This is a genomic window from Rhodococcus qingshengii JCM 15477, from assembly GCF_023221595.1.
GTDB lineage: Bacteria > Actinomycetota > Actinomycetes > Mycobacteriales > Mycobacteriaceae > Rhodococcus_F > Rhodococcus_F qingshengii.
Genome location: NZ_CP096563.1, coordinates 1,777,328 through 1,796,574, shown reverse-complemented (window position 1 = coordinate 1,796,574; position 19,247 = coordinate 1,777,328). Strand labels below are relative to the sequence as shown.

General features: G+C 63.7%; 21 protein-coding genes. 9 read left to right on the top strand and 12 right to left on the bottom strand.

All coding sequences use genetic code 11. The annotated features are described in order from the left end of the window. The first annotated feature begins 4 nt into the window (after nt 1–4). From M0639_RS08360 to menE, 3 genes are read left to right on the top strand one after another with little or no spacing between them, the layout of a single operon-like run. A complete protein-coding gene (locus M0639_RS08360; RefSeq protein ID WP_003941853.1) occupies nt 5–340 on the top strand; it encodes a DUF3349 domain-containing protein in 336 nt (111 codons plus the stop codon). 4 nt (nt 341–344) lie between these two features. Next, nucleotides 345–647, top strand: coding sequence for a DUF3349 domain-containing protein (locus tag M0639_RS08355; RefSeq protein ID WP_003941976.1), 303 nt, complete (start codon nt 345–347; stop codon nt 645–647). After that, nucleotides 644–1,783 (top strand): o-succinylbenzoate--CoA ligase, encoded by a 1,140-nt coding sequence (gene menE, locus M0639_RS08350; protein ID WP_064074227.1) that lies wholly within the window; start codon nt 644–646, stop codon nt 1,781–1,783. Before M0639_RS08355 ends, menE begins: the two co-directional genes overlap by 4 nt. A gap of 54 nt (nt 1,784–1,837) precedes the next feature. Here menE and M0639_RS08345 read toward each other — a convergent pair whose 3' ends face one another. Beyond that, a complete protein-coding gene (locus tag M0639_RS08345) occupies nt 1,838–2,731 on the bottom strand; it encodes a type IV toxin-antitoxin system AbiEi family antitoxin domain-containing protein (RefSeq protein ID WP_050768582.1) in 894 nt (297 codons plus the stop codon). 154 nt (nt 2,732–2,885) lie between these two features. On the opposite strand from M0639_RS08345, the gene M0639_RS08340 reads away from it, so the two are divergent. Further along, nucleotides 2,886–3,893, top strand: coding sequence for a daunorubicin resistance protein DrrA family ABC transporter ATP-binding protein (locus M0639_RS08340; RefSeq protein WP_003941960.1), 1,008 nt, complete (start codon nt 2,886–2,888; stop codon nt 3,891–3,893). Continuing rightward, entirely contained in the window at nt 3,890–4,717 is an 828-nt protein-coding gene (locus tag M0639_RS08335) for an ABC transporter permease (RefSeq protein ID WP_064074189.1), read from the top strand. Before M0639_RS08340 ends, M0639_RS08335 begins: the two co-directional genes overlap by 4 nt. 21 nt (nt 4,718–4,738) lie before the next feature. Here the strand turns inward: M0639_RS08335 and M0639_RS08330 are convergent, their stop codons facing one another. Further along, the gene (locus M0639_RS08330; RefSeq protein WP_064074190.1) at nt 4,739–7,987 is read right to left on the bottom strand and encodes an AfsR/SARP family transcriptional regulator; all 3,249 of its coding nucleotides are present in this window, start codon (nt 7,985–7,987) and stop codon (nt 4,739–4,741) included. A 49-nt stretch (nt 7,988–8,036) separates the two neighbouring features. Here M0639_RS08330 and M0639_RS08325 point away from each other — a divergent pair, with 49 nt between their 5' ends. Further along, nucleotides 8,037–8,906, top strand: coding sequence for a 1,4-dihydroxy-2-naphthoate polyprenyltransferase (locus M0639_RS08325; protein WP_007728497.1), 870 nt, complete (start codon nt 8,037–8,039; stop codon nt 8,904–8,906). A 12-nt stretch (nt 8,907–8,918) separates the two neighbouring features. Here M0639_RS08325 and M0639_RS08320 read toward each other — a convergent pair whose 3' ends face one another. From M0639_RS08320 to M0639_RS08305, 4 genes are read right to left on the bottom strand one after another with little or no spacing between them, the layout of a single operon-like run. Beyond that, nucleotides 8,919–9,299: a phage holin family protein gene (locus M0639_RS08320; protein WP_003941998.1), complete on the bottom strand. Its 381-nt coding sequence runs from the start codon at nt 9,297–9,299 to the stop codon at nt 8,919–8,921. A 49-nt stretch (nt 9,300–9,348) separates the two neighbouring features. Further along, complete coding sequence (locus M0639_RS08315) at nt 9,349–9,912, bottom strand: Clp protease N-terminal domain-containing protein (protein WP_007728500.1); 564 nt, start codon at nt 9,910–9,912, stop codon at nt 9,349–9,351. 5 nt (nt 9,913–9,917) lie between these two features. Continuing rightward, entirely contained in the window at nt 9,918–10,169 is a 252-nt protein-coding gene (locus tag M0639_RS08310; RefSeq protein WP_003941869.1) for a helix-turn-helix domain-containing protein, read from the bottom strand. 54 nt (nt 10,170–10,223) lie between these two features. Beyond that, entirely contained in the window at nt 10,224–10,961 is a 738-nt protein-coding gene (locus tag M0639_RS08305; RefSeq protein WP_064074191.1) for a 1-acyl-sn-glycerol-3-phosphate acyltransferase, read from the bottom strand. Nucleotides 10,962–11,083: 122 nt separating this feature from the next. Here M0639_RS08305 and M0639_RS08300 point away from each other — a divergent pair, with 122 nt between their 5' ends. Then, complete coding sequence (locus tag M0639_RS08300) at nt 11,084–11,707, top strand: GNAT family N-acetyltransferase (protein WP_063314764.1); 624 nt, start codon at nt 11,084–11,086, stop codon at nt 11,705–11,707. Here the strand turns inward: M0639_RS08300 and cds1 are convergent. Together cds1 and M0639_RS08290 are read right to left on the bottom strand one after the other, a co-directional pair. Beyond that, nucleotides 11,605–12,708, bottom strand: a complete 1,104-nt coding sequence (cds1, locus tag M0639_RS08295) for an L-cysteine desulfhydrase Cds1 (protein WP_063314765.1) — start codon at nt 12,706–12,708, stop codon at nt 11,605–11,607. The two genes, M0639_RS08300 and cds1, sit on opposite strands and share 103 nt — an antisense overlap. Further along, complete coding sequence (locus M0639_RS08290) at nt 12,705–13,091, bottom strand: DUF4229 domain-containing protein (protein WP_030535490.1); 387 nt, start codon at nt 13,089–13,091, stop codon at nt 12,705–12,707. Before M0639_RS08290 ends, cds1 begins: the two co-directional genes overlap by 4 nt. Nucleotides 13,092–13,382: 291 nt before the next feature. Here M0639_RS08290 and M0639_RS08285 point away from each other — a divergent pair, with 291 nt between their 5' ends. Both M0639_RS08285 and M0639_RS08280 read left to right on the top strand, forming a co-directional pair. Further along, nucleotides 13,383–13,595 carry a BldC family transcriptional regulator gene (locus M0639_RS08285; RefSeq protein ID WP_003942029.1) on the top strand — a complete coding sequence of 71 codons (213 nt, stop codon included), beginning with the start codon at nt 13,383–13,385 and terminating at the stop codon, nt 13,593–13,595. A gap of 165 nt (nt 13,596–13,760) precedes the next feature. Continuing rightward, nucleotides 13,761–13,967 carry a hypothetical protein gene (locus M0639_RS08280; RefSeq protein ID WP_003941996.1) on the top strand — a complete coding sequence of 69 codons (207 nt, stop codon included), beginning with the start codon at nt 13,761–13,763 and terminating at the stop codon, nt 13,965–13,967. Nucleotides 13,968–13,992: 25 nt separating this feature from the next. Here M0639_RS08280 and M0639_RS08275 read toward each other — a convergent pair whose 3' ends face one another. The 4 genes from M0639_RS08275 to M0639_RS08260 form a co-directional block, all read right to left on the bottom strand. Continuing rightward, nucleotides 13,993–15,633, bottom strand: coding sequence for a MinD/ParA family ATP-binding protein (locus M0639_RS08275; RefSeq protein WP_082893157.1), 1,641 nt, complete (start codon nt 15,631–15,633; stop codon nt 13,993–13,995). Nucleotides 15,634–15,776: 143 nt separating this feature from the next. Continuing rightward, on the bottom strand, nt 15,777–16,739 hold the full coding sequence (ccsB, locus tag M0639_RS08270; RefSeq protein WP_003941951.1) for a c-type cytochrome biogenesis protein CcsB: 963 nt from the start codon (nt 16,737–16,739) through the stop codon (nt 15,777–15,779). Then, nucleotides 16,736–18,400 carry a cytochrome c biogenesis protein ResB gene (resB, locus tag M0639_RS08265; RefSeq protein WP_003942064.1) on the bottom strand — a complete coding sequence of 555 codons (1,665 nt, stop codon included), beginning with the start codon at nt 18,398–18,400 and terminating at the stop codon, nt 16,736–16,738. Before resB ends, ccsB begins: the two co-directional genes overlap by 4 nt. Then, nucleotides 18,397–19,245: a cytochrome c biogenesis CcdA family protein gene (locus tag M0639_RS08260; protein WP_007735278.1), complete on the bottom strand. Its 849-nt coding sequence runs from the start codon at nt 19,243–19,245 to the stop codon at nt 18,397–18,399. The genes resB and M0639_RS08260 overlap by 4 nt, the downstream gene beginning before the upstream one ends. Nucleotides 19,246–19,247: the final 2 nt, after the last annotated feature.

Genomic DNA, 19,247 nt, shown 5'->3' with positions numbered 1-19,247 from the left:
GGATTTGAGCAAGTATTCATTGCGCAGCGTGCTCGACTGGCTGCGTGCCGGGTATCCCGAGGGCATCCCGGACAAGGATCATTTTGCGCTGCTCGCCGTTCTCCGTCGTCGTCTGACCGACGAGGAGATCGAGCAGGTCGTTTCGATGTCCATCGAGTCGGCACACGAAGTGCCGGACCGCCACGTCGACTACGACACCATCCGCGCCATCATCGAGGGAATCCTCAACGAGGAGCCGTCCGAGGACGACGTCGATCGTGTCACCGAAAGGCTGCGCGCAGGTGGGTGGCCGGTCATCGAAGACGTGGACACCGACAACGAAGTTCGAGACGTGAGCTGACGTCATGGCCCTTCCGCCCTTCCTCACGTCGATAGTCGGCTGGTTGCGGGCCGGCTATCCCAATGGCGTCCCCGAGCAGGACTACATCCCACTTTTCGCGCTCCTCACTCGCAGACTCTCCGAAACCGAGGTCGACGCCGTCGCCGACGCGTTGATCGAGGACGGCGATCTGCCCATCGAGAAGACCGACATCCAGGTCCTCATCACGAAGATCACCAACGAGATGCCACTCGAAACCGACGTCGACCGAGTACGAAGCCATCTGGCTGCCGGTGGTTGGCCGCTGGCCGGGCCGGACGTCCGGTGAACGTTCTTCGCACACTGGCCGTTCCACAGGGTGAGGCGGTCTTCGAGGTACTGCCTGCCATCGCGCAGATCCTGGACGGCGTGCACGACGCCGTGCTTCCCGTCCCGGCGGCCGACGCACGCGAGACGGCCCGACTGAGCGACGCTCTGCACCCCGATCAGCCCATCGACGACGGCATCTCGCTGGTGGTCGCCACGTCGGGGACCACCGGAACCCCGAAGGGCGCGATGCTCGCCGCGAGCGCACTGCGAGCCAGCGGCGACGCGACCCATGAACGCCTCGGCGGCACCGGATCCTGGTTGCTGGTTCTCCCCCCGCACCACATCGCCGGGATGCAAGTTCTGTTGCGCAGTGTCCTCGCCGGAACACAACCGGTGATCGTCGACGTCAGTGCGGGTTTCGACCCTGCAGCATTGCCGGGCGCTGTCGCCGCGATGAGCGGACCGCGCCGCTACACCTCGTTGGTGCCGACGCAGTTGGTCAAGGCACTCGGTGATCGCGCCGCGGTCGAGGCTCTGGCTTCGCTCGACGCGGTTCTGCTCGGCGGCGCTGCTACTCCCGCACCGGTACTCGCGCAGGCCACCGAAGCGGGCATCACCGTCGTCCGCACCTACGGGATGAGCGAAACGTCCGGCGGTTGCGTCTACGACGGAATCCCGTTGTCCGGAGCACAGATTCGTATCGACGACGGGCGAGTACTGCTGGGCGGTCCGATGCTCGCGTCCGGGTACCGCGGGCTTCCCGACCACCCTGCCTTCGCCGAACCCGGATGGTTCCGGACCGACGACGCCGGATCAGTGGTCGGCGGGGTCCTTCGCATCAGCGGCCGGTTGGACGAGGCAATCTCCACCGGCGGGCTGACCGTCGTACCGCAGGTGGTCGAGGCCGCGCTGGCCGATCACCCCGCCGTTCGCGAGTGCGCGGTGATCGGCATCGAGGACCCGCGGCTGGGGCAGCGGGTGGTGGCCGTGGTCGTACCCGAGGGCGAAGCTCCGACGCTCGACGAACTGCGCGCACATGCTCAGCGGACACTCGACGTCACCGCGGCGCCGCGGGAACTCTTCGTCCTGGACGCGCTCCCCCTGCGCGGACCGGGCAAGCTCGACCGCGCCGCCCTGGTGGCTCGGTTCAGCTAGCAGCCGCAGCCCGATTGTTCAGCCGCAGGCCTGATCAGCGCCGCGGCTGCACAATCAGCGCGCGGCTCCGCGGAGGCAAGCCCGCTCGAACCTTTCGCGGACACGTTCGAAGTCGCGAAGATCCGCCCATACCCACCGGAACACCTCGAACCCCGCGTCCCGGATCGCGTCCTCCCGCAGTTTCTCGCGCTCTACCGCCCTCCCCGGATTGTCGCCGCGATACTTGACCATCCCGTCGAACTCGCCCACCACACCGTGCTCTTTCCAGAAGAAATCGACTCTCCCGATGAACCGGCCACCGTGACGGATCTCGTGCTGCAGGGTCGGCATCGGCCAACCGTCGTCGCGCATGCGTACCCGGCTGATGGACTCCCCCGGACTCTCGGCACCTGGTTCGATGAACGTCGCCGCCACTCGAGCGCGACTCATTCCCAGCCGTCCGCGCGCATGATCGAGCGAAGCGTCGACGTTCTCACGCCTCATCCCACGTCGCAGGGCGCAATCACCGATCACCACGGCGGTCTCGAACGGCGTCGTCCGTGCGAGGTCGACGAACGTTCGCGCAAGCGACGTGGTTGCGACGCCGTCGATCAGCACGACCTCCTCGGCCGGGACCACTGCCGGATGAAGATGCAAGGTTTGACTCTTCCGCCCACCCGAGCACCGGTTACGCGTCATGTGCACGGTGTCCAATCGCAATCCGCCGCAATCCAATCCGTGCATGACCGCTGCCGAAGCGTGGCTCACGATTGCGCCTGGTCCACAGCTTTCGGTGGCTACCATGACAGCGCAGCGGTGGCGTGCTCTCGCATCGAGTTCGCGGAAGTGATCGGCGCGCATGTAGATCCCCGCTGCGATTCGGTGCAGCTCGCCGCGCCTGACCGCTCGCTGCAACTGCGCGTCGCTGGTGCCGTCCCGGTGAGCCTGTGCCCGCGTAAGAATCTCCATGCAGCGAGCGTGATGCCGCCGCGCCCGCACACCGACAAGCAAGATCCGTCTGGGGATTGTTTGCCGGTTGTGGAGCACCGACCTCGCGCGCTGTGCAAGTAACCGCAAGTTCCACGCAAGGTCCATGCAAGATCGGTCTGCCAAGCTTCATCCCATGAACCACACAGCTTCGCCTCTTGCCATCGAGGCCGACGGACTCGTCAAGAAGTTCGGCGAGCACCGCGCGGTCGACGGCGTCAGCCTCACCGTCCCCACCGGCTCGGTGTTCGGCGTCCTCGGGCCGAACGGCGCCGGCAAGACCACCACCGTCCGCATGCTCGCCACTCTCCTTCGCCCCGACGGCGGTGAGGCGCGCATCTTCGGCCACGACGTCAGCCGTGAACCCACCGCGGTCCGATCCCTGATCGGCGTCACCGGTCAGTACGCCTCCGTCGACGAGGATCTGACGGCGACCGAGAACCTCGTGATCTTCTCGCGGCTGCTCGGCCTGAGCCGCCGCGATGCGCGCACCAAGTCCCTCGAACTCCTCGAGGAGTTCGATCTGGTCGAGGCCGCGACCAAACCGCTGAAGAACTTCTCCGGTGGCATGCGTCGACGCCTGGATCTGGCGGCAAGCCTGATCGCGCGCCCGCCGCTGCTGTTTCTCGACGAGCCCACCACCGGCCTCGATCCGCGCACCCGCGCCCAGATGTGGGTGACCATCCGGCGACTCGTCGCCGAGGGTTCGACGGTGTTGCTCACCACGCAGTACCTCGACGAAGCCGATCAACTGGCCGATCGCATCGCGGTGATCGACCGCGGCCGCGTGATCGCCAACGGCACCGCCGACGAACTCAAGGCTTCGGTCGGGATCTCCTCGCTCCAACTCAAGCTGGTCGATCGTGATCGCACCGAGGAGGCTCGCTCGCTCATCGCCGCTGCGCTGAGCGTCGAGGTGGGTGTCACTCCCGAGGTCGGGCGGATCACCGCCCCGCTGAGCGACCCGTCGATCACGGCGGACCTGTTGATCCGTCTGCGTGAGCAAGGTATCGCCGTCGACGAAATCAACGTACAGAAACCCAGCCTGGACGAAGTGTTCCTGACCATCACCGGGCACCAGCCCGAAGACGGTGGTCGCAACGACGCCCAGTCCGACAACGACTCCGATCGGAGCGTCGCATGACAACCACTCTCACCAAACCCCGGTCGCCGATAGCCCAGCCGGATGCCGCACCCCGCCGCATCAGCCTGCAGCAGAGCTTCGCGAACACGTTCACGATGGCGTACCGCGGAATTCTCAAGATCAAGCACAACCCCGAGCAACTGTTCGACGTCGTCATCCAGCCGATCATCTTCACGTTGATGTTCACCTACATCTTCGGCGGCGCGATCGCCGGTGACGTGACGGCATATCTGCCGACGATCATCCCCGGCATCCTCGTCCAGACCGTCATCACCGGTTCCATCGTCACGGGCACTCAGCTTCGTGAGGACATGGACAAGGGCGTGTTCGACCGCTTCAAGTCCCTTCCCATCGCTCGTATCGCCCCGCTGTCCGGTGCATTGCTCGCCGACGTCGTGCGCTACGGCATCGCCACGACCATCACGTTCATCGTCGGTTTCGCGATGGGTTACCGCCCCGCAGGCGGCGTGGTCGGCATTCTGTCTGCCGCGATCCTGGTCATGGTGTGCGCGTTCTCCATCAGCTGGATCTTCGCTCTCATGGGCGTGCTGATGAACAAAGCGTCCACGGTGCAGGGTGTTTCGATGCTCGTGCTGTTCCCGCTGACGTTCCTGTCGAATGCGTTCGTCGATCCTGCCACCATGCCGAGTTGGCTTCAGAAGTTCGTGAACGGCAATCCGGTCTCACACCTGGTGACCGCGGTTCGCGAGCTGGCCAACGACGGCCACTTCGGTATCCACGTCGTGTGGTCGCTGGTGGGCGCCGCGGTGATCGTTGCCGTCATGGCACCTTTGACCGTGCGGATGTACATGCGCAAGACATAAGTCCCGCACCATCGTCCAGACCTAGTCCAGCACCGGTCCGCGAAGCGCAGCCAACACTGCTTCGCGGACCGCTCTGCGTGAGTAACCCGATACCTTCTCGGTTTCCACAGACCACCTGTCGGCTCCGACCAGACCAACCGCGAAGTCGGAGAGGCGCGCGTGATGGAGCGAGACGAAGTCTTGTCTCCCCGGCATTTTCAACGACAAAGCCATCAGTTCGACTCCGCGTTCGATGTTGCCCGTGACAAGATCGAACGACCCGATCGCCGACGCCAACGAACCCGCGAGCGGCAGGTCCGCGTAACCGTTGGGATCGAGCTTGAGAGCACTCGACTCCTTCATCTGCAGAACGCGGCCCGCCACCAGTTCGTGCCGGCCGTGAACTGCGTGAGCGCACACAGCCGCGGCACCGAGCAGAACGACGAAGGGATCACCGAAGATGTTCTCGATCGCAGAACCCAACAGCTCCAGCGCTTCTCGATACCGAGTCAAGCCCTCGTCGATACGGCCGTCCGCGAGATCCGCCTCGGCGATACTCGCTATGAGCGCCGCGCGCCGTTGATCGGTTTCGATGGCCCCGGTCCCACCCGAATGCGCCAATGCCGGACGTGCACGATCGAGAAGCACCCGACCACCAGCGGTGTCACCGGCCGCGATCATTGCTCCGGCTTGAAAGCAGATGAGCTGCATCGCCTCGTCACGCGCACCGAGGCGTTCCATCGACGCCGCCGCGATCGCGTAGAACTCGATGGCCTCGCCATAGCGGGCGGATTGGCTGTGAACCGACCCGACATGTTGGGCCGCCATCGCCAGACCCCACTCGTCACCGATGCTGGTGGCGTAGTCGAACAGAGTCTCCCCGTCCAGCAACGCACCGCGCAGATCTCCGATGTTCTCCCGCATGTTCGAACGCGCGGACAGCGCCGCCATTCGGGTCTCGGGATCGGAACTGCGAACGCCTTCGGCCACCAACCGCGCAAGTTTGTGGTTGGCGATCCCACTCGTGGTCAGCTTGATCAGAAATGCGAACAACGGACCGAGATCATCGCGCTCACGCAACAGCTTTCGAAGTCGGATCCGCGCACGGGCATGGTTTCGATCGGCCTCTCCGAAGAAGAGATGCATCGCCACCAGGATGAACGTAGCGCCCACCAGTTCTGCATTCACGTCGCGCAGATCGTTGTCCGCGGTCGCCCCGACGATCTTCGACGCCCAGTTCGAGATTTCCGAGTTCGATCCTCGTACGGCCCACAGAATCGCAAGGACGGGGAAGACGTTGGCTACGGTCACCGCGTCGCCGCGTTCCACGGCCCAGCGAAGTACAGCCAGAAGGTTGTCGTGCTCGGCGTCGAGGTCGGCAATCAGACGGAGCTGATCCGTCCGTGCACGCACGACGGCATCCTCGGCGATCGCAATCGCCCAGTCGTCGAGGCGCCGAATCACTTCCGGTCCCTCCCCGGACGCGGCGAGTTGCTCCTCGCCGTATTCACGGACAGTCTCGAGCATGTAGTACCGAAGATCTCCCTGCCCGTCGCTGACGGAAAGAAGTGACTGATTCACCAGCGCTTCGACGGCACTTGCCACATCGGTCAACTCGCCCCACCCGGCAACGGCCTGCGCCGAAGAAAGGGTGAAGCCGGCCGGGAATCGGCACAATCGACGCAACGCAATCTGATCCCCGCTGCCCAACAGATTCCAGCTCCAGTCGATCACCGCGTGCAGGGTGCGATGCCGATCCGGAGACGTCGGATCATCGGAGCGCAACAACGCGAACCTGTCTCGCAGTCTCGAACCGATTTCGTCGACGCTCATGGTGCGGACCCGCGCGGCAGCGAGCTCGATCGCCAGCGGGAGTCCGTCGAGCGTCGTACACAGCTTGACTACCGCGTCGACGTCCAGATGAACAGACGGCCGCACCGCACGGGCTCTCGCCGAGAAGAGTTCGACTGCCGAGCCGCTTCCGTCGTCGATCGCCAACGGCGGCAACGGGTACACCGCCTCGGCACTGATCATGAGCGGAGAACGACTGGTGGTCAGAACCGTCAGCTGACGACCGGCCGCGATCATCTCGGCCACGATCTCCGAACACGCGCCGATCACGTGCTCACAATTGTCGAGGATGAGCAACATCGGACCGGCAGACAGCGCCTCTTTGAGTCGCTCTCTCGCCGAATGCGTTCGGCCGACGGTCAATTTGCCTGGCGCCAGATCGGATTCGCTGATTCCGAGGGTGCCTCCGATGGCCGCGATGACATCTTCGCTGCTGCGCAACGACGCCAACTCCACGAGGACCACCGAGACGCCCGGCTGGTTCACGGATCCGCGCAGGCCCAATTCGTGTGCAAGACGGGTCTTTCCGGCGCCACCAGGTCCGAGAATGGTGACGACGCGGGAGCGGGCGAGCAAGGATTCGATCTGGTCGATGTCGTTGTCGCGACCGAGCAAGGTGTTGGGGGCAGCGCGCAGACCGATCGCACGGGCGGCCCGCGGTGTAGCCGCAGGTGCCCCGAGAAGTTCCGCGTTGAGAGTCACCAGTGCGGGCGACGGATCAGCGCCCAGGCGATTGGCGAGGTGGTTGCGGAACTCCGCGAACACTTCGAGTGCCTCGTTGACTCGGCCTGCTCCGGCGAGCGCACGCATCAACGCCTCGGCCGCTGTGTCGTCGAATGGGCTCGCCAGATGGCGTCCGCGCACCAGGGGAATGGCTGCCGCGTACTCCCCCAATGTGAGCAGCGCGTCGATCTGCGCCGTCTCCAGTTCGTCGTACACCCGGCCTGCGTCGAGCGCCAGACGATCTGCAACGTCGCCGACGACGTCACTCCCGGGGGTACCGCGCCACAGGCGCAATGACGCGGTCGTGACGGCGAGCGCTTCGGACGCGTCGGCGCCGACGGTGCGCAGACCACGGGCGGCGTCCGCTGCCCTGGCCAGGTCGACACGCTCCCGAGCGAGAGTGAGCCGGTATCCGGCCGCCGTGACTTCGAGGGCTCCGTCCGGGAGTGCAGATCGCAGGCGCGAGACCTGAGTGTGGAGGGCGTTCATCGGTGAGCGCGGCGGCTCCAGCCCCCAAACGTCGTCGATCAGGCTCTGCGCGGTACGTGGCTCACCCGGATTGCGAGCCAGCGCAACCAGCAGAGTTCGAGCTCGCGGACCCGGCAACGGAACCAGACGATCGCCCACTTTGGTCGAAACGGGTCCGAGCAAGGCAATGTCTGCCAGGTCTTCGCCCGACTGCGCGTACCTGGCGCGCTCACTCACGTCTCGAGTCATGTGCTGATCCACCGCGTTCGATCGTATTGCACAGTGCAAAGATCGTTGTATGGCAACAGCTGCTCAATGGATCGAAGGCGCGAGGCCGCGCACACTCCCGAACGCGATTGCGCCCGTGCTGGTCGGCACCGGAGCCGCGGCGTCCCTGGACCTCGCAGTGTGGTGGAAGGCGCTCCTGGCACTGATCGTCTCCTTGGCCTTGATCGTCGGGGTGAATTTCGCGAACGACTACTCCGACGGAATCCGCGGAACGGACGACGACCGCGTCGGGCCACTGCGCTTGGTCGGATCGAAGTTGGTCAGTCCCGGAGCTGTGAAGGCCGCGGCGATCAGCTGCTTCACCGTTGCCGCGGTAGCCGGGTTCGTTCTGGCGGCGACCACAGCCTGGTGGCTGGTTGCGGTCGGCGTGTTCTGCATCATCGGTGCCTGGTTCTACACCGGCGGCAAGAAGCCTTACGGATACAGCGGGTTCGGCGAGATCGCCGTGTTCATCTTCTTCGGACTGATTGCAGTGCTGGGAACTCAGTTCGTACAGGCCGAGCGGGTGGATCTGGCCGGGCTGGCCGGCGCGATTGCCATCGGTTCGTTCTCGAGCGCGGTGCTCGTTGCCAACAATCTTCGAGACATCCCGACCGACACCGAGTCCGGAAAGATCACTCTCGCAGTCCGGCTCGGCGACGCCAGGACCCGCACGCTGCACGTGATCCTGCTGGCCGTCCCGTTCGTCGCGACCCTGCTGCTGATCCTGCGTACTCCGTGGGCATTGCTCGGATTGCTGGCGTTGCCACTGGCAATCCGAGCCAACGCCCCACTGCGTTCGGGCGGGCAGGGTATGGCCCTGATCCCCGCGTTGCGCGACACCGGACTCGCCATGCTCGTCTGGGGTGCGGCGACCGCAGTTGCGCTCAGTCTCGCCTGAAAGTCGACGGACTCAACGGTTGTCCGGGACGAACGCGCTGAGCAGGAAGTTCACGATCGAGATGATCAGCGCGCCCCAGACTGCCGTCCAGAAGCCGTCGACCGTCAAGCCGTAGGACGTTCCAGACGAGATCCACGCCGTCAGCATCAGCATGAGGGCGTTGATCACGAGCGTGAACAATCCGAGAGTCAGGATGAGCAGCGGTAGCGAGAGAAGCTGCACTACCGGCTTGATGAACGCGTTGACCACCGTGAAGATCAAAGCGATCACCGCGATCACGAGAACCGTGCCCCAGGTGCCGTTGTCGTGGTTGGCGATCGTGATGCCGGTGACCCACGCCGACGCCAGCCAGATGGCTATGCCGTTGATGATGAGACGTGCCAGAAATGTCATGTCTGAATGCTGGCACATCCCGCCCCGTGCATGCGGAGCCGTGCCGAATCTAGGCGGCGCGATTCATCTTCGCTTCCAAGCGCTCACGGATCACCGACATCGTGACCTGCGTTTCGAGGGCCTGACGGGTAGGCCCGTCGGCGACACGCAGGATGCCGAGCAGGATGTGTTCGGCGCCGATGCGATTGTCCTTGTGCGCGAGCGCTTCACGGAGCGAGAGTTCCAACACCTTCTTGGAGTCCTTCTCGAATCGTGAACGAGGGAACCTGAATCGGCTCTTGCGAGAAGTGTCGACGCCGTCCGGCACAGGAGTCTCGTCCAGCACACCTTCGCCGAAGGACTGCTCGAGACTCTCCCGAACCGCATCGAGATCGATGCCGATCGACTTGAGTATCTCGGCGTCGTCGAAATTGTTGGAGCTACCTTCGTTCGATCCGGCGCCGGCGTGGCGGATCACGTCGAGCGTGACACCAGACTCGGTGAGCACCTCGGTGGCGATGCCCCGATCAGAGGTGAGCAGCGCGGTCAGAAGTTCCATCGGCGTGACAGGACCGGAGCCGGCGACAGCATCGACAACGACGCCTCGAGCCTGTGCGGAGAACCTTTCGAACATGGCAATTACCTGCCCTTCTCGCGCAGTGAACGCAGCATCGATTCCGACTGCGCGGACGCGTATTTCTTGTGGACGGCTTGACGGCTGACCTCGAGAGCTTCCGCGATCGCCTGCCAGGACCATCCGTGACGGCGCGCATTGGCGACCTGAATGGCCTCGAGTTTTTCGAGAAGACGACGCAGCGCTCGAACAGCACGCAATCCCTCGGTGGGATCCGGGCTACCGGCGGCAGCAGCGAGAGAGGTTGCTTCGGTCATGATGTCAATTTAGGTTGACAACCGGAATCTGTCAACCAAAATTGACAGGCGCGCCTAGTATCCGGCGACGGCCCCGTTCACTGCCACCTGCAAATCCGCCTGCACAGTTCGGGCGATATCCATCGGCTTGTCCGGAAGTTCGGTCACCGGCATTCCGACAAAGACACTCGCAGCCTTGACGTCGCCGGCCACCGGACCGTAGTTGATGCCGATCGACACCAGAGCCGGTGAGCATCCCAATTTCTCGGCGCGCGCGATGATGTGGCCGATTCCACTGTTGACGTGCTGCAACCGCGTCGAATCTTCGGTGTTGCACGTCCCTTCCGGGAAAATCGCCAGACAATCCCCGTTGCCCAGACGCTCGGCCGCGACGTCCATCATCACTCGGCCGGCATCCGAAACAGCCCGGAGGCCGTAGTTCTTGCTGCGAAAAACCGGGATGCTGCCCATCATGTCGACCTTCTTGCGCTGTGAAGGATCAACGAAGAGTTCGTCTTTGGCGAGGACCCGGGTCCGTCCGATCACTCGACGCAACGGAGTACGCCACGCGGTCGCGGCGAGCGTGAACTGGTCGCTCTCGGTCAGATGATTGACCGCCACGACCAACTGCGTCTTACGTTCCAGCAGAGTCTTCAGCGCAGCTTCCGCACCCGGCGCGTACCTCACTCGCGGGAGGTACTTCAGCGCCAATGCGGCATAAGCGAGCTTCGCCACGAATCGGTTCTGCTGATGACTGCGGTAGTACTCGTACACAGCCTCGTAATTGTCGAGTGAAACTTCAGGATTGCCCATGGTCCGCCCTCGCTGGAGAAGTGCCCCTTGACCAAACGATACACAACCTACGGTTGCGTAGGTTTGCGTTACAGAAGGCGTAGCGCTGGGAGAAACTCCACTCTCGAGGTAAAACGGTTTCTGTGATCCGCTCGGCCATATCCACCGACCTACCCGCACTGCAACAGATCGAGATCGCCGCGGGCGAACCGTTCCGAGACATCGGGATGGACGCCATCGCAGACGATCCACCGCCGACGCTCGACGAGTTGAACGATTTTCTCGCAGCCGAGCACATCTGGGTTCAGACCGACGCAAACGACGTACCCGTTGCGTACGCGCTCGTCGAGATCGTGGACGGCGGTGCGCATATCGAACAGGTCTCCGTTCACCCCGATCATGCCCGCAAAGGCCTCGGAGCTCAGCTGATCGACGCCGTCACCGAATGGGCGGCGGACCATCACCACGATCTCGTGACTCTGACGACGTTCGTCGACGTTCCGTGGAACGCGCCGTACTACGAGCGACTCGGGTTCGTGCGTCTGGCCGAGAACACGCTCTCTCCCGGCCTGATACGCATCAGAACGGACGAGCAGTCGTCCGGGCTGGACGCCTGGCCGCGGGTGACGATGAGCCGCCCGTCACACGGTCCGGCGCCGGCGATTCAGGAACTGGCCGTCCACGCACCCGAACGGACGAACTCGTCCAGCACTGCCGTCGGACCGAGCAGGTCGATCCCTTCCGACGCCACCCATTCGTCGTTGTAGTACGTCCCCGAGTAACGCTCTCCGCCGTCGCACAGGAGGGTGACGACGCTGCCGCTGCGCCCGGCCGCCATCATTTCGGCAATCAACGCAAAAGCTCCCCACAGGTTCGTCCCCGTCGAGCCGCCCACTTTGCGCCCCAGGGCCGCGCTGGCGTGCCGTGCGGCCGCGATCGAGCCTGCGTCCGGCACCTTGATCATTCGGTCGACCACCTGACCGACAAACGACGGTTCGACGCGCGGACGGCCGATGCCCTCGATCCGGGAACCTCGAGTACCGACGATCGACGGATCGCTCGCTCGCCACGCGTCGAAAAACACGGAGTGCTCCGGGTCCACCACGCACAGCCCCGTGTCGAATTTCCGGTAACGAAGAAAGCGGCCGATCGTGGCACCGGTTCCGCCCGTCCCGGCTCCGACGACCACCCAGTCGGGAATCGGATGTTCCTCGTGTTCGAGCTGAGTGAAGATCGATTCGGCGATGTTGTTGTTTCCGCGCCAATCCGTCGCGCGCTCGGCGTGGGTGAACTGGTCCATGTAGTGACCGTTCAACTCACTCGCGAGCCGATGCGATTCCGAGTAGATCGACGAAGGATCGCTCACGAAATGACAACGTCCCCCCTGCGCCTCGATCAACGCGATCTTGGCGGGACTCGTGCTCGCGGGCATCACCGCGACAAAATCCAGGCCCAGCAACTTCGCGAAATACGCCTCGCTGACAGCCGTCGATCCGGACGACGCTTCGATGACAGTGGTCTCTTCGGTAACCCAGCCGTTGCAGATCGCGTAGAGGAAAAGCGACCGTGCGAGTCGATGCTTGAGACTCCCCGTGATGTGGGTCGACTCGTCCTTCAGATAAAGCTGGACGGTCCAGTTACTCGGCAGCGGATAGCGCAGCAGGTGAGTGTCCGCGCTGCGTTGCGCGTCGGCTTCGATCAACCGCACCGCGTTGTCGACCCACTGGCGTGAGGTCCGACGGTCGACGTCGAGCGACCCCGTGGTCACCGCCCGTCTCCGCGCAGCTTGGAGCGAAGATCGTCACGATCGGACCGACGCTGGGCGTCGACCGCCGCAATGCCCGCATTAACACGCTTGCGCAGTTTCGCGAAGAGCAGCAACGACAGCGGCAGCGCGATCAGAACTGCGAACAGCGCCGCGACGATCAAGGGAACGTCCGTGCCGGCGAGCTTTCCGCCACCGATGATGACGGCACCGATCACGACGACAAGCAGCAGCCGAGCGACCGAGTACAGCACCACGTCGCGGGCTAGTTGACCCTTGGTCACCGGCCCGGAAGCCGACTTTGCTTGCCCAGAGTTTGCGGAAGGTTTACTGGCCTTGACCGGCTCAGAAGGAACATTTTCGGGGTTTTCAGACAACTGACTCACCCTCTCAGGTTACCCATTCCGAATACGGGTGGGACCGAGCCCGCTATATCCATTTTGTCCTTTACTTAAACATTACATTTTCTTGAAAGATCGACTACCCGGCTATATCTGTGCAAACATTGCGCTACCACTCAGAAAACGGTCGAATGTGAGCGAAGGACTTCGAAACAAACTCGACGCAGGTTTTTGGCAACTGGTCGACACACCGGTTCGGAACCAAAGTTCGGAATCACTGCTCGGTTCGGAATCACTGTTCGTCAAACGTTCGACATCAACATGGAGGACCTCACAATGAGCGCACCAACCTTCAATACCGCCGCAGACGCACTCATGACGCCCGGACAGGTAGCGGCATTGTTTCATGTCGATCCCAAGACCGTGACCCGCTGGGCACACGCAGGACGACTGGGCTCGCTTCGCACGCCAGGAGGACATCGTCGATTCCGTGAGACCGAGGTCATGCAGCTTCTGCGCTCGCTGACCACCGAAGCAGACAACAACTGAGCAAACTCGGCTCACTTCGAAGCACTTTGCGGTACCCGACAGATCTTGCAGTACCCGACAGATACAGCACTAGCGCACTGAGCCGAAACGCTTGTCCGCACCACTTCTGGTGAAGCGGGGCGGAGACTGAGTAGGCTCGACTTCAGTTCCCTGAGGAGGTGCGCCGTGTTGTATCTGTTGGCGTTGGTGGGTTTGGTGACATTGATCGTTCTGATGTGGAAGGCATTCGGGCCCGATCCGTCGACGCGCACCCCGGTGAGCGGTGTACGCGGGCCGGATGACGATCCCGAATTCCTGTGGAATGTGAACCAGCAAACACGACGCAAGCGCACGGAAGGTCCGGACGTACCGCCGACTGACGCGTCGACGTAGCGTCCGGGCTCGCCCGGCTATCCGATTACCGCCCCGTCAACGCGAACGGGGAGGCCGGAAAGTCCTGCGCAACCACCGCAGCCAACTCCAGCACCGCTTCCCGAGTACCTGGACGCAGCCGGTCCAGATCGATTTCGGCGCCCTCTTCCAAATGCGGATCGAACGGAATCAGTTTCACCGCTCGACAGCGCTGCTCGAAGTGCTCGACGACCCGCGGCAGATCAACCTTGCCCGAGCGAGGCCGTACCGCGTTGATGACAGCTACGGACGTGGCGACCAGCCTGCTGTAACCGTGAGCGTCGAGCCAATCAAGTGTTGCGGAGGCGCTACGTGCACCGTCGACGGAACCGGAACTGACGACGATCAACGAATCTGCACCTTCGAGAATGGCCTGCATCGCCGAGTGCATCAATCCGGTGCCGCAGTCGGTCAGAACTATGCTGTAGAACTTCTCGAGCATGTCGACCGTGCGCGTGTAGTCCCCACCGCTGAAGGCCTCTGAAACTGCTGGATCGCTGTCGGAGGCAAGCACTTCGAGCCGGTGTCGATTTTGCGATGTGTAGCCACGGACGTCGCTGTACTTCTCGATGCTGTTCTCGTCGCGCAGCAGGTTTCGCACTGTTGCCGGAGTTTCGAGCGGGATCTTCTGGCTCAGCGTTCCCCGGTCGGGGTTTGCATCGACAGCGACGACGCGATCGCCGCGGATCGAGCCGAACATCGACCCCAGTGTCGCTGTGGTCGTGGTCTTTCCGACGCCGCCTTTGAGACTGAGCACCGCAACCTTGTAGCAGCCCTGCAGCGGCTGGTTGATCTGGCGCGTCAACTCGACGAGGTGCTGCTCTTTTGCACCGTTTCCGAGGTTCACCGATCGGCCGGACAACGTGTACAGCGCCTTGCGCCAGCCGCCCACCGGGGCAGGCCGGACAGGCCGCTTGACGAGGAGCGCAGCCGAGAGATCTTGCGCAGTCATCGGGAGAGCGGACTCGAAGCGACTGTCCGGAGCCGAGGTGAGTCCGGTCTGCGGCATCGGAGCGCGAGTAGGTGGCGCCGTCGGCGGGGCCATCGGCACGGCCTGACCATTCTGGAGGGCGTGGCCGTTCTGCACCGGCGCAGCGCCGGGATGACCGAACTGCCGAATCGCGGGATTGGGCGGATGGACGCCGGGCGAAAAAGGTGCCTGCGGTTGCTGGAGCGGTCTCGCGGATGAATGCGCCGTCGGGCCGGGCTGCGAATTCTGGACAGGCTGCAGGTTCCGAACAGGCTGCGAATTCTGAACAGGCTGCGGAACGCCAGTTCGTGAATCCGGAAGCGACCCTCCACGATTCGTAGGTTCGTAGGTCTGCATCGGCATCGCAGGCGAGGTCGAGAACTGACCGTTGATCGGGCCTGGCTGCGCTGCCGGATACTGGATGACCGGAGTCTTGGGACCTGGTAGCGGAGCCGCTGGGGTCGTCGTCGGCGGAGCGGCGGGTGCACCGGGCGCCTGGCCGGCGACTTGCTGGAGCGGCCCGGAGTCGACCGGGGCCACGAAGAGACTACGAACGTCGCTGGGAACCGAGTCCGATGACGGCTCGGGCGCGGATGCGCGCGGCTCGGGCCGCGTCGGCTCGGCAGGGCGCACCGGCTCCCACAATCCTGCTCCGGCGTCTTCAATCTTGTCGGCCATCTCGCCGCTCCCCCTCGTCGATCCCACAGCTACCAGACAGCTAGTAATTCGCCAAGCTGCATCGTAACTGTTGCCCGCCCCTGACGTACCTACCGGTAATACCTACAGACCGGTCGGCAGCCACCCACGGTACCTCGAGAGGATCAGGTGAGTCCCGCGTAGGAGTGCAAGCCGGAGACGACCATGTTGATGATGAAGAGATTGAACAGCATCGCAACAAAACCGGCGATGTTGATCCAGGCGGCCTTCGTCTCGCGCCACCCGGACGTTGCCCTCGCATGCAGGTAGGCCGCGTAGATCACCCAGGCGATGAAGGACATCGTCTCCTTCGGATCCCAACCCCAGAAGCGTCCCCACGCAGCTTCCGCCCAGATGGCACCGAGGATGACGCCGGCGCCGAACAGCGGAAACGCGATGATCGTGCTCTTGTACGCCAAGCGGTCGAGAGTCTGGGCATCCGGCAGTCGCTCTGCGATCCGGCCACCGATGCTCGTGCCTTCGTCACCGGGCGGGAACTTCAGTCGCAGCAGGAACAGAAGGCTCGCGATACCGCCGATCATGAAGATTCCGGAACCGACGCTGACGATCGTCACGTGAATCGGAAGCCAGTACGAGCGCAGCGCCGGAACCACGGGAGCCGCGTCGGCGTAAAGGACCGTGCCGGCGAGGAACATCAAGATCAGAACCGGCACCAGCAAGAAGACCCACATCGGACGGTACGCCGGCTTGATCAACAGGACGTGCCCGACCAGCAACGACGCCGCACACGCCATCGCCACGAATTCGTACATGTTGCCGAGCGGGAATCGTTCCGTCGCAAATCCGCGGAGCACGATCGACGCGATGATCAGCACCGTTCCGACGACCAGGACAGCTCGGCCCATTCCGCCGAATCGTTCCGAGAGCGACTTGCTCGGAGTCTCCGCGACCCTGCCAGGCACGGATGCGTCGACACCGCCGGCGGAGACCAGTTCCTTGTCCTGAACCGCCTTTGCTCTGGCCGACGCGTACTGCACGATGAGCAGCACAAACGCCAGCACGAGCACGGTGAAGGCGGACTTGAAGGCCCAGTCGCTGTACTGCGCGAGTGTCTCGTTCGTTGTCATCGGGCGTTCTCCTGCGCGTGCGGTTGGTTCACCGCGGTGGTCGGATTGCTTTTCAGCAAGCGGTCGGCGAGGCGGTCGAACTCGTCGCCCCAGCCTGCGTGGTCGGTGCGGGCAAGCCCACCAAGTTCTACTACAGTACGTCGTTCGTCATCTGGATAGATACGTGCCCAGACGCGGCGACGCTTGATCACGAGCGAGACGAGTAGGCCCGCCATCATGGTCAACGCCGAAACCAACACCCACACCTGAGCGGGATCGTGGGAGACCTGCAGGTTCACGAAGTCGACGGCACCATCGAATCGCACCTGGGTTCCGTCGGCAAGCGTCGCGCTCTCCCCCGGAAACAGATTGACTCGATCCTGCTTGACCAGTCGGCCCTGATTGATCAGTTCGGTGTTGAGTTCGAACAGCGATTGCGGGTTACCGGTATCGAGTCCGGTGTCGCCCTTGTAGATGTCGATGGCGACTGCCGGATCGTTCATCGCCGGGTAACTCGACGACAGCAGGTTGCCGTGGAACAGCGCGGTGGGCGCGAACAATCCTTCGATGGCAATCTGATTCTTCCGACGCTCGTCCGCATCGGGATACATGCCGCCCGGCGGGTCGAAGCGCATCGCGCCACTGCTCAGGAACGTCGTGGCGTCGTCCGGACGCCACTGGAGCGTCTCGGTGCGGGTCTCACCGTTCGGGAACGTGACGGTGAACGTCGGCGCATATCCGTGTCCCTGCAGGTACACACGATCGCCGGCGATCCGCAGCGGGTGGTTCACCTGGATGGTCGTGTCCCGCCAGGTATCGGACTCGAGGTCGTCGCCTGCCTGGTACGAGATGTCCGAGGTGAACATCTCGGCCTGACCGGTCTCGAGGTAGTCGGCCTGGAAATTCTTCACACGTACACACAGCGGGGTCATGCCGGTGCCGTCGAGGCTCAGACCGGCGACGAAGGAGTCGAACACTGCCGGCGAGGTCGTGCAGAACCCGGGGCCGTCGTTGGCGATGACGATGCGATTGCCCTCGTAGCCGAACAACTTGCCCGCGGCGATCGCGATCAACAATCCGACCAGCGAGAGGTGGAACACGAGGTTGCCGAACTCGCGGAGGTATCCCTTCTCCGCCGAGATGGTGATCTCGCCTTCGCGTCGTGATTTCGAATCGCCGCGACGCGTTTCGACGCGCCACCCGCGCAGTTCTTTCGACACCCGGGCAGCAAGTTCGTCGGGAGTCTCGCCGTCCACGACGCTCTTGGTGTGGTGCGGCAGGCGAGCAAGATTGCGCGGCGCATTCACCGGACGGGTGCGCAGCGCCTTCGCGTGCTCCACGCAACGCGGCAGGATGCAGCCGACCAGCGAGATGAAGAGCAGTGCGTAGATCGCGGTGAACCAGAAACTGCTGAACACGTCGAACAATTCGAGGCGGTCCATCCACGGACCGAGCGTCGGACGCGCGGCGATGTAGTCGGTGACCTTGCCCTCGTTGAGGGTTCGCTGTGGCAGCAGGGCGCCGGGGATCGCAGCGAGCGCGAGGAGGAACAGCAGTACCAGCGCGGTCCGCATCGAGGTGAGCCCGCGCCAGGTGTTGCGCCCGAGTGCAACGACTCGACCGATCACCGACTGCTTCGGCAGCACGGGTTTCGGGTGGTCGTTATTGTCGTCAGCTGTCATATCGGCAGCGTCACCTCCGAGATAAATGCGTCGCGAACCCAGCCGACGAACTGGTCCCACGCGCCGGTGACGAGGGCGATTCCCACTGCCACCAACATGATTCCGCCGAAAATTTGAATGGTGCGTGCATTACGACGCAACCAGCCGACGCCGGTCAGCGCGCGCGCCGATCCCAGCGCCAAGATGATGAACGGCAGGCCGAGTCCGATGCAGTACGCGACGATCAACGTGACACCACGCGCGGCGGTCATCCCGTCGGTTCCCGCCGCTACGGACATCACGCCTGCCAATGTCGGACCGAGGCACGGCGTCCAGCCCAGAGCGAACACTCCCCCGAGCAGCGGCGCACCCACCAGTGACGACACGCGACGCGGTTCGAAACGAACGTCCTTCTGCAGCGCCGGAATCAGCCCGATGAAGACGAGACCCATTGCGATGGTGACGACACCGCCCACTCGCATCAGGACCTCGCGGTTGACGAGCAGCGTGGAGATCACGCCGAATACCGACGCGGTCGCGAGGACGAACACAACGGTGAAGCCCGCGACGAACAGTCCGGCCGCACCGGCCACCCTCAGTCGACTGCTCCGGGTGATCGTCCGCGTCTTCGCCTCTTCGGCGGTGATCGCGGGAGCGTCGGCACCGACGACGCCGGCCAGGTAGGACAGGTAGCCGGGAACGAGCGGCACGACGCACGGTGAAGCGAACGACACCAGACCGGCGAGCACACAGGCGCCGAGGGCGAGCAGAAGCGGACCGGACGACGCCGCGTTCTGAAACGCTTCGCCCACACCGGCACTCAATGTGTCGCTGCCGGCCAGCAGCGTAGTGGTCGTGGTTGTCATCT

Coding starts and splice junctions, on each gene's coding strand:
- M0639_RS08345 (WP_050768582.1), bottom strand. CDS start 2,731: ATGGAGATTCTTACGCGGGCACAGGCTCACCGGGACGGCACCAGCGAC.
- M0639_RS08285 (WP_003942029.1), top strand. CDS start 13,383: ATGAGCGCACCAACCTTCAATACCGCCGCAGACGCACTCATGACGCCC.
- ccsB (WP_003941951.1), bottom strand. CDS start 16,739: ATGACAACGAACGAGACACTCGCGCAGTACAGCGACTGGGCCTTCAAG.
- M0639_RS08355 (WP_003941976.1), top strand. CDS start 345: ATGGCCCTTCCGCCCTTCCTCACGTCGATAGTCGGCTGGTTGCGGGCC.
- M0639_RS08260 (WP_007735278.1), bottom strand. CDS start 19,245: ATGACAACCACGACCACTACGCTGCTGGCCGGCAGCGACACATTGAGT.
- M0639_RS08315 (WP_007728500.1), bottom strand. CDS start 9,912: ATGTTCGAAAGGTTCTCCGCACAGGCTCGAGGCGTCGTTGTCGATGCT.
- M0639_RS08305 (WP_064074191.1), bottom strand. CDS start 10,961: ATGGGCAATCCTGAAGTTTCACTCGACAATTACGAGGCTGTGTACGAG.
- resB (WP_003942064.1), bottom strand. CDS start 18,400: ATGACAGCTGACGACAATAACGACCACCCGAAACCCGTGCTGCCGAAG.
- M0639_RS08330 (WP_064074190.1), bottom strand. CDS start 7,987: ATGACTCGAGACGTGAGTGAGCGCGCCAGGTACGCGCAGTCGGGCGAA.
- M0639_RS08335 (WP_064074189.1), top strand. CDS start 3,890: ATGACAACCACTCTCACCAAACCCCGGTCGCCGATAGCCCAGCCGGAT.
- M0639_RS08325 (WP_007728497.1), top strand. CDS start 8,037: ATGGCAACAGCTGCTCAATGGATCGAAGGCGCGAGGCCGCGCACACTC.
- M0639_RS08310 (WP_003941869.1), bottom strand. CDS start 10,169: ATGACCGAAGCAACCTCTCTCGCTGCTGCCGCCGGTAGCCCGGATCCC.
- M0639_RS08275 (WP_082893157.1), bottom strand. CDS start 15,633: ATGGCCGACAAGATTGAAGACGCCGGAGCAGGATTGTGGGAGCCGGTG.
- M0639_RS08320 (WP_003941998.1), bottom strand. CDS start 9,299: ATGACATTTCTGGCACGTCTCATCATCAACGGCATAGCCATCTGGCTG.
- M0639_RS08340 (WP_003941960.1), top strand. CDS start 2,886: ATGAACCACACAGCTTCGCCTCTTGCCATCGAGGCCGACGGACTCGTC.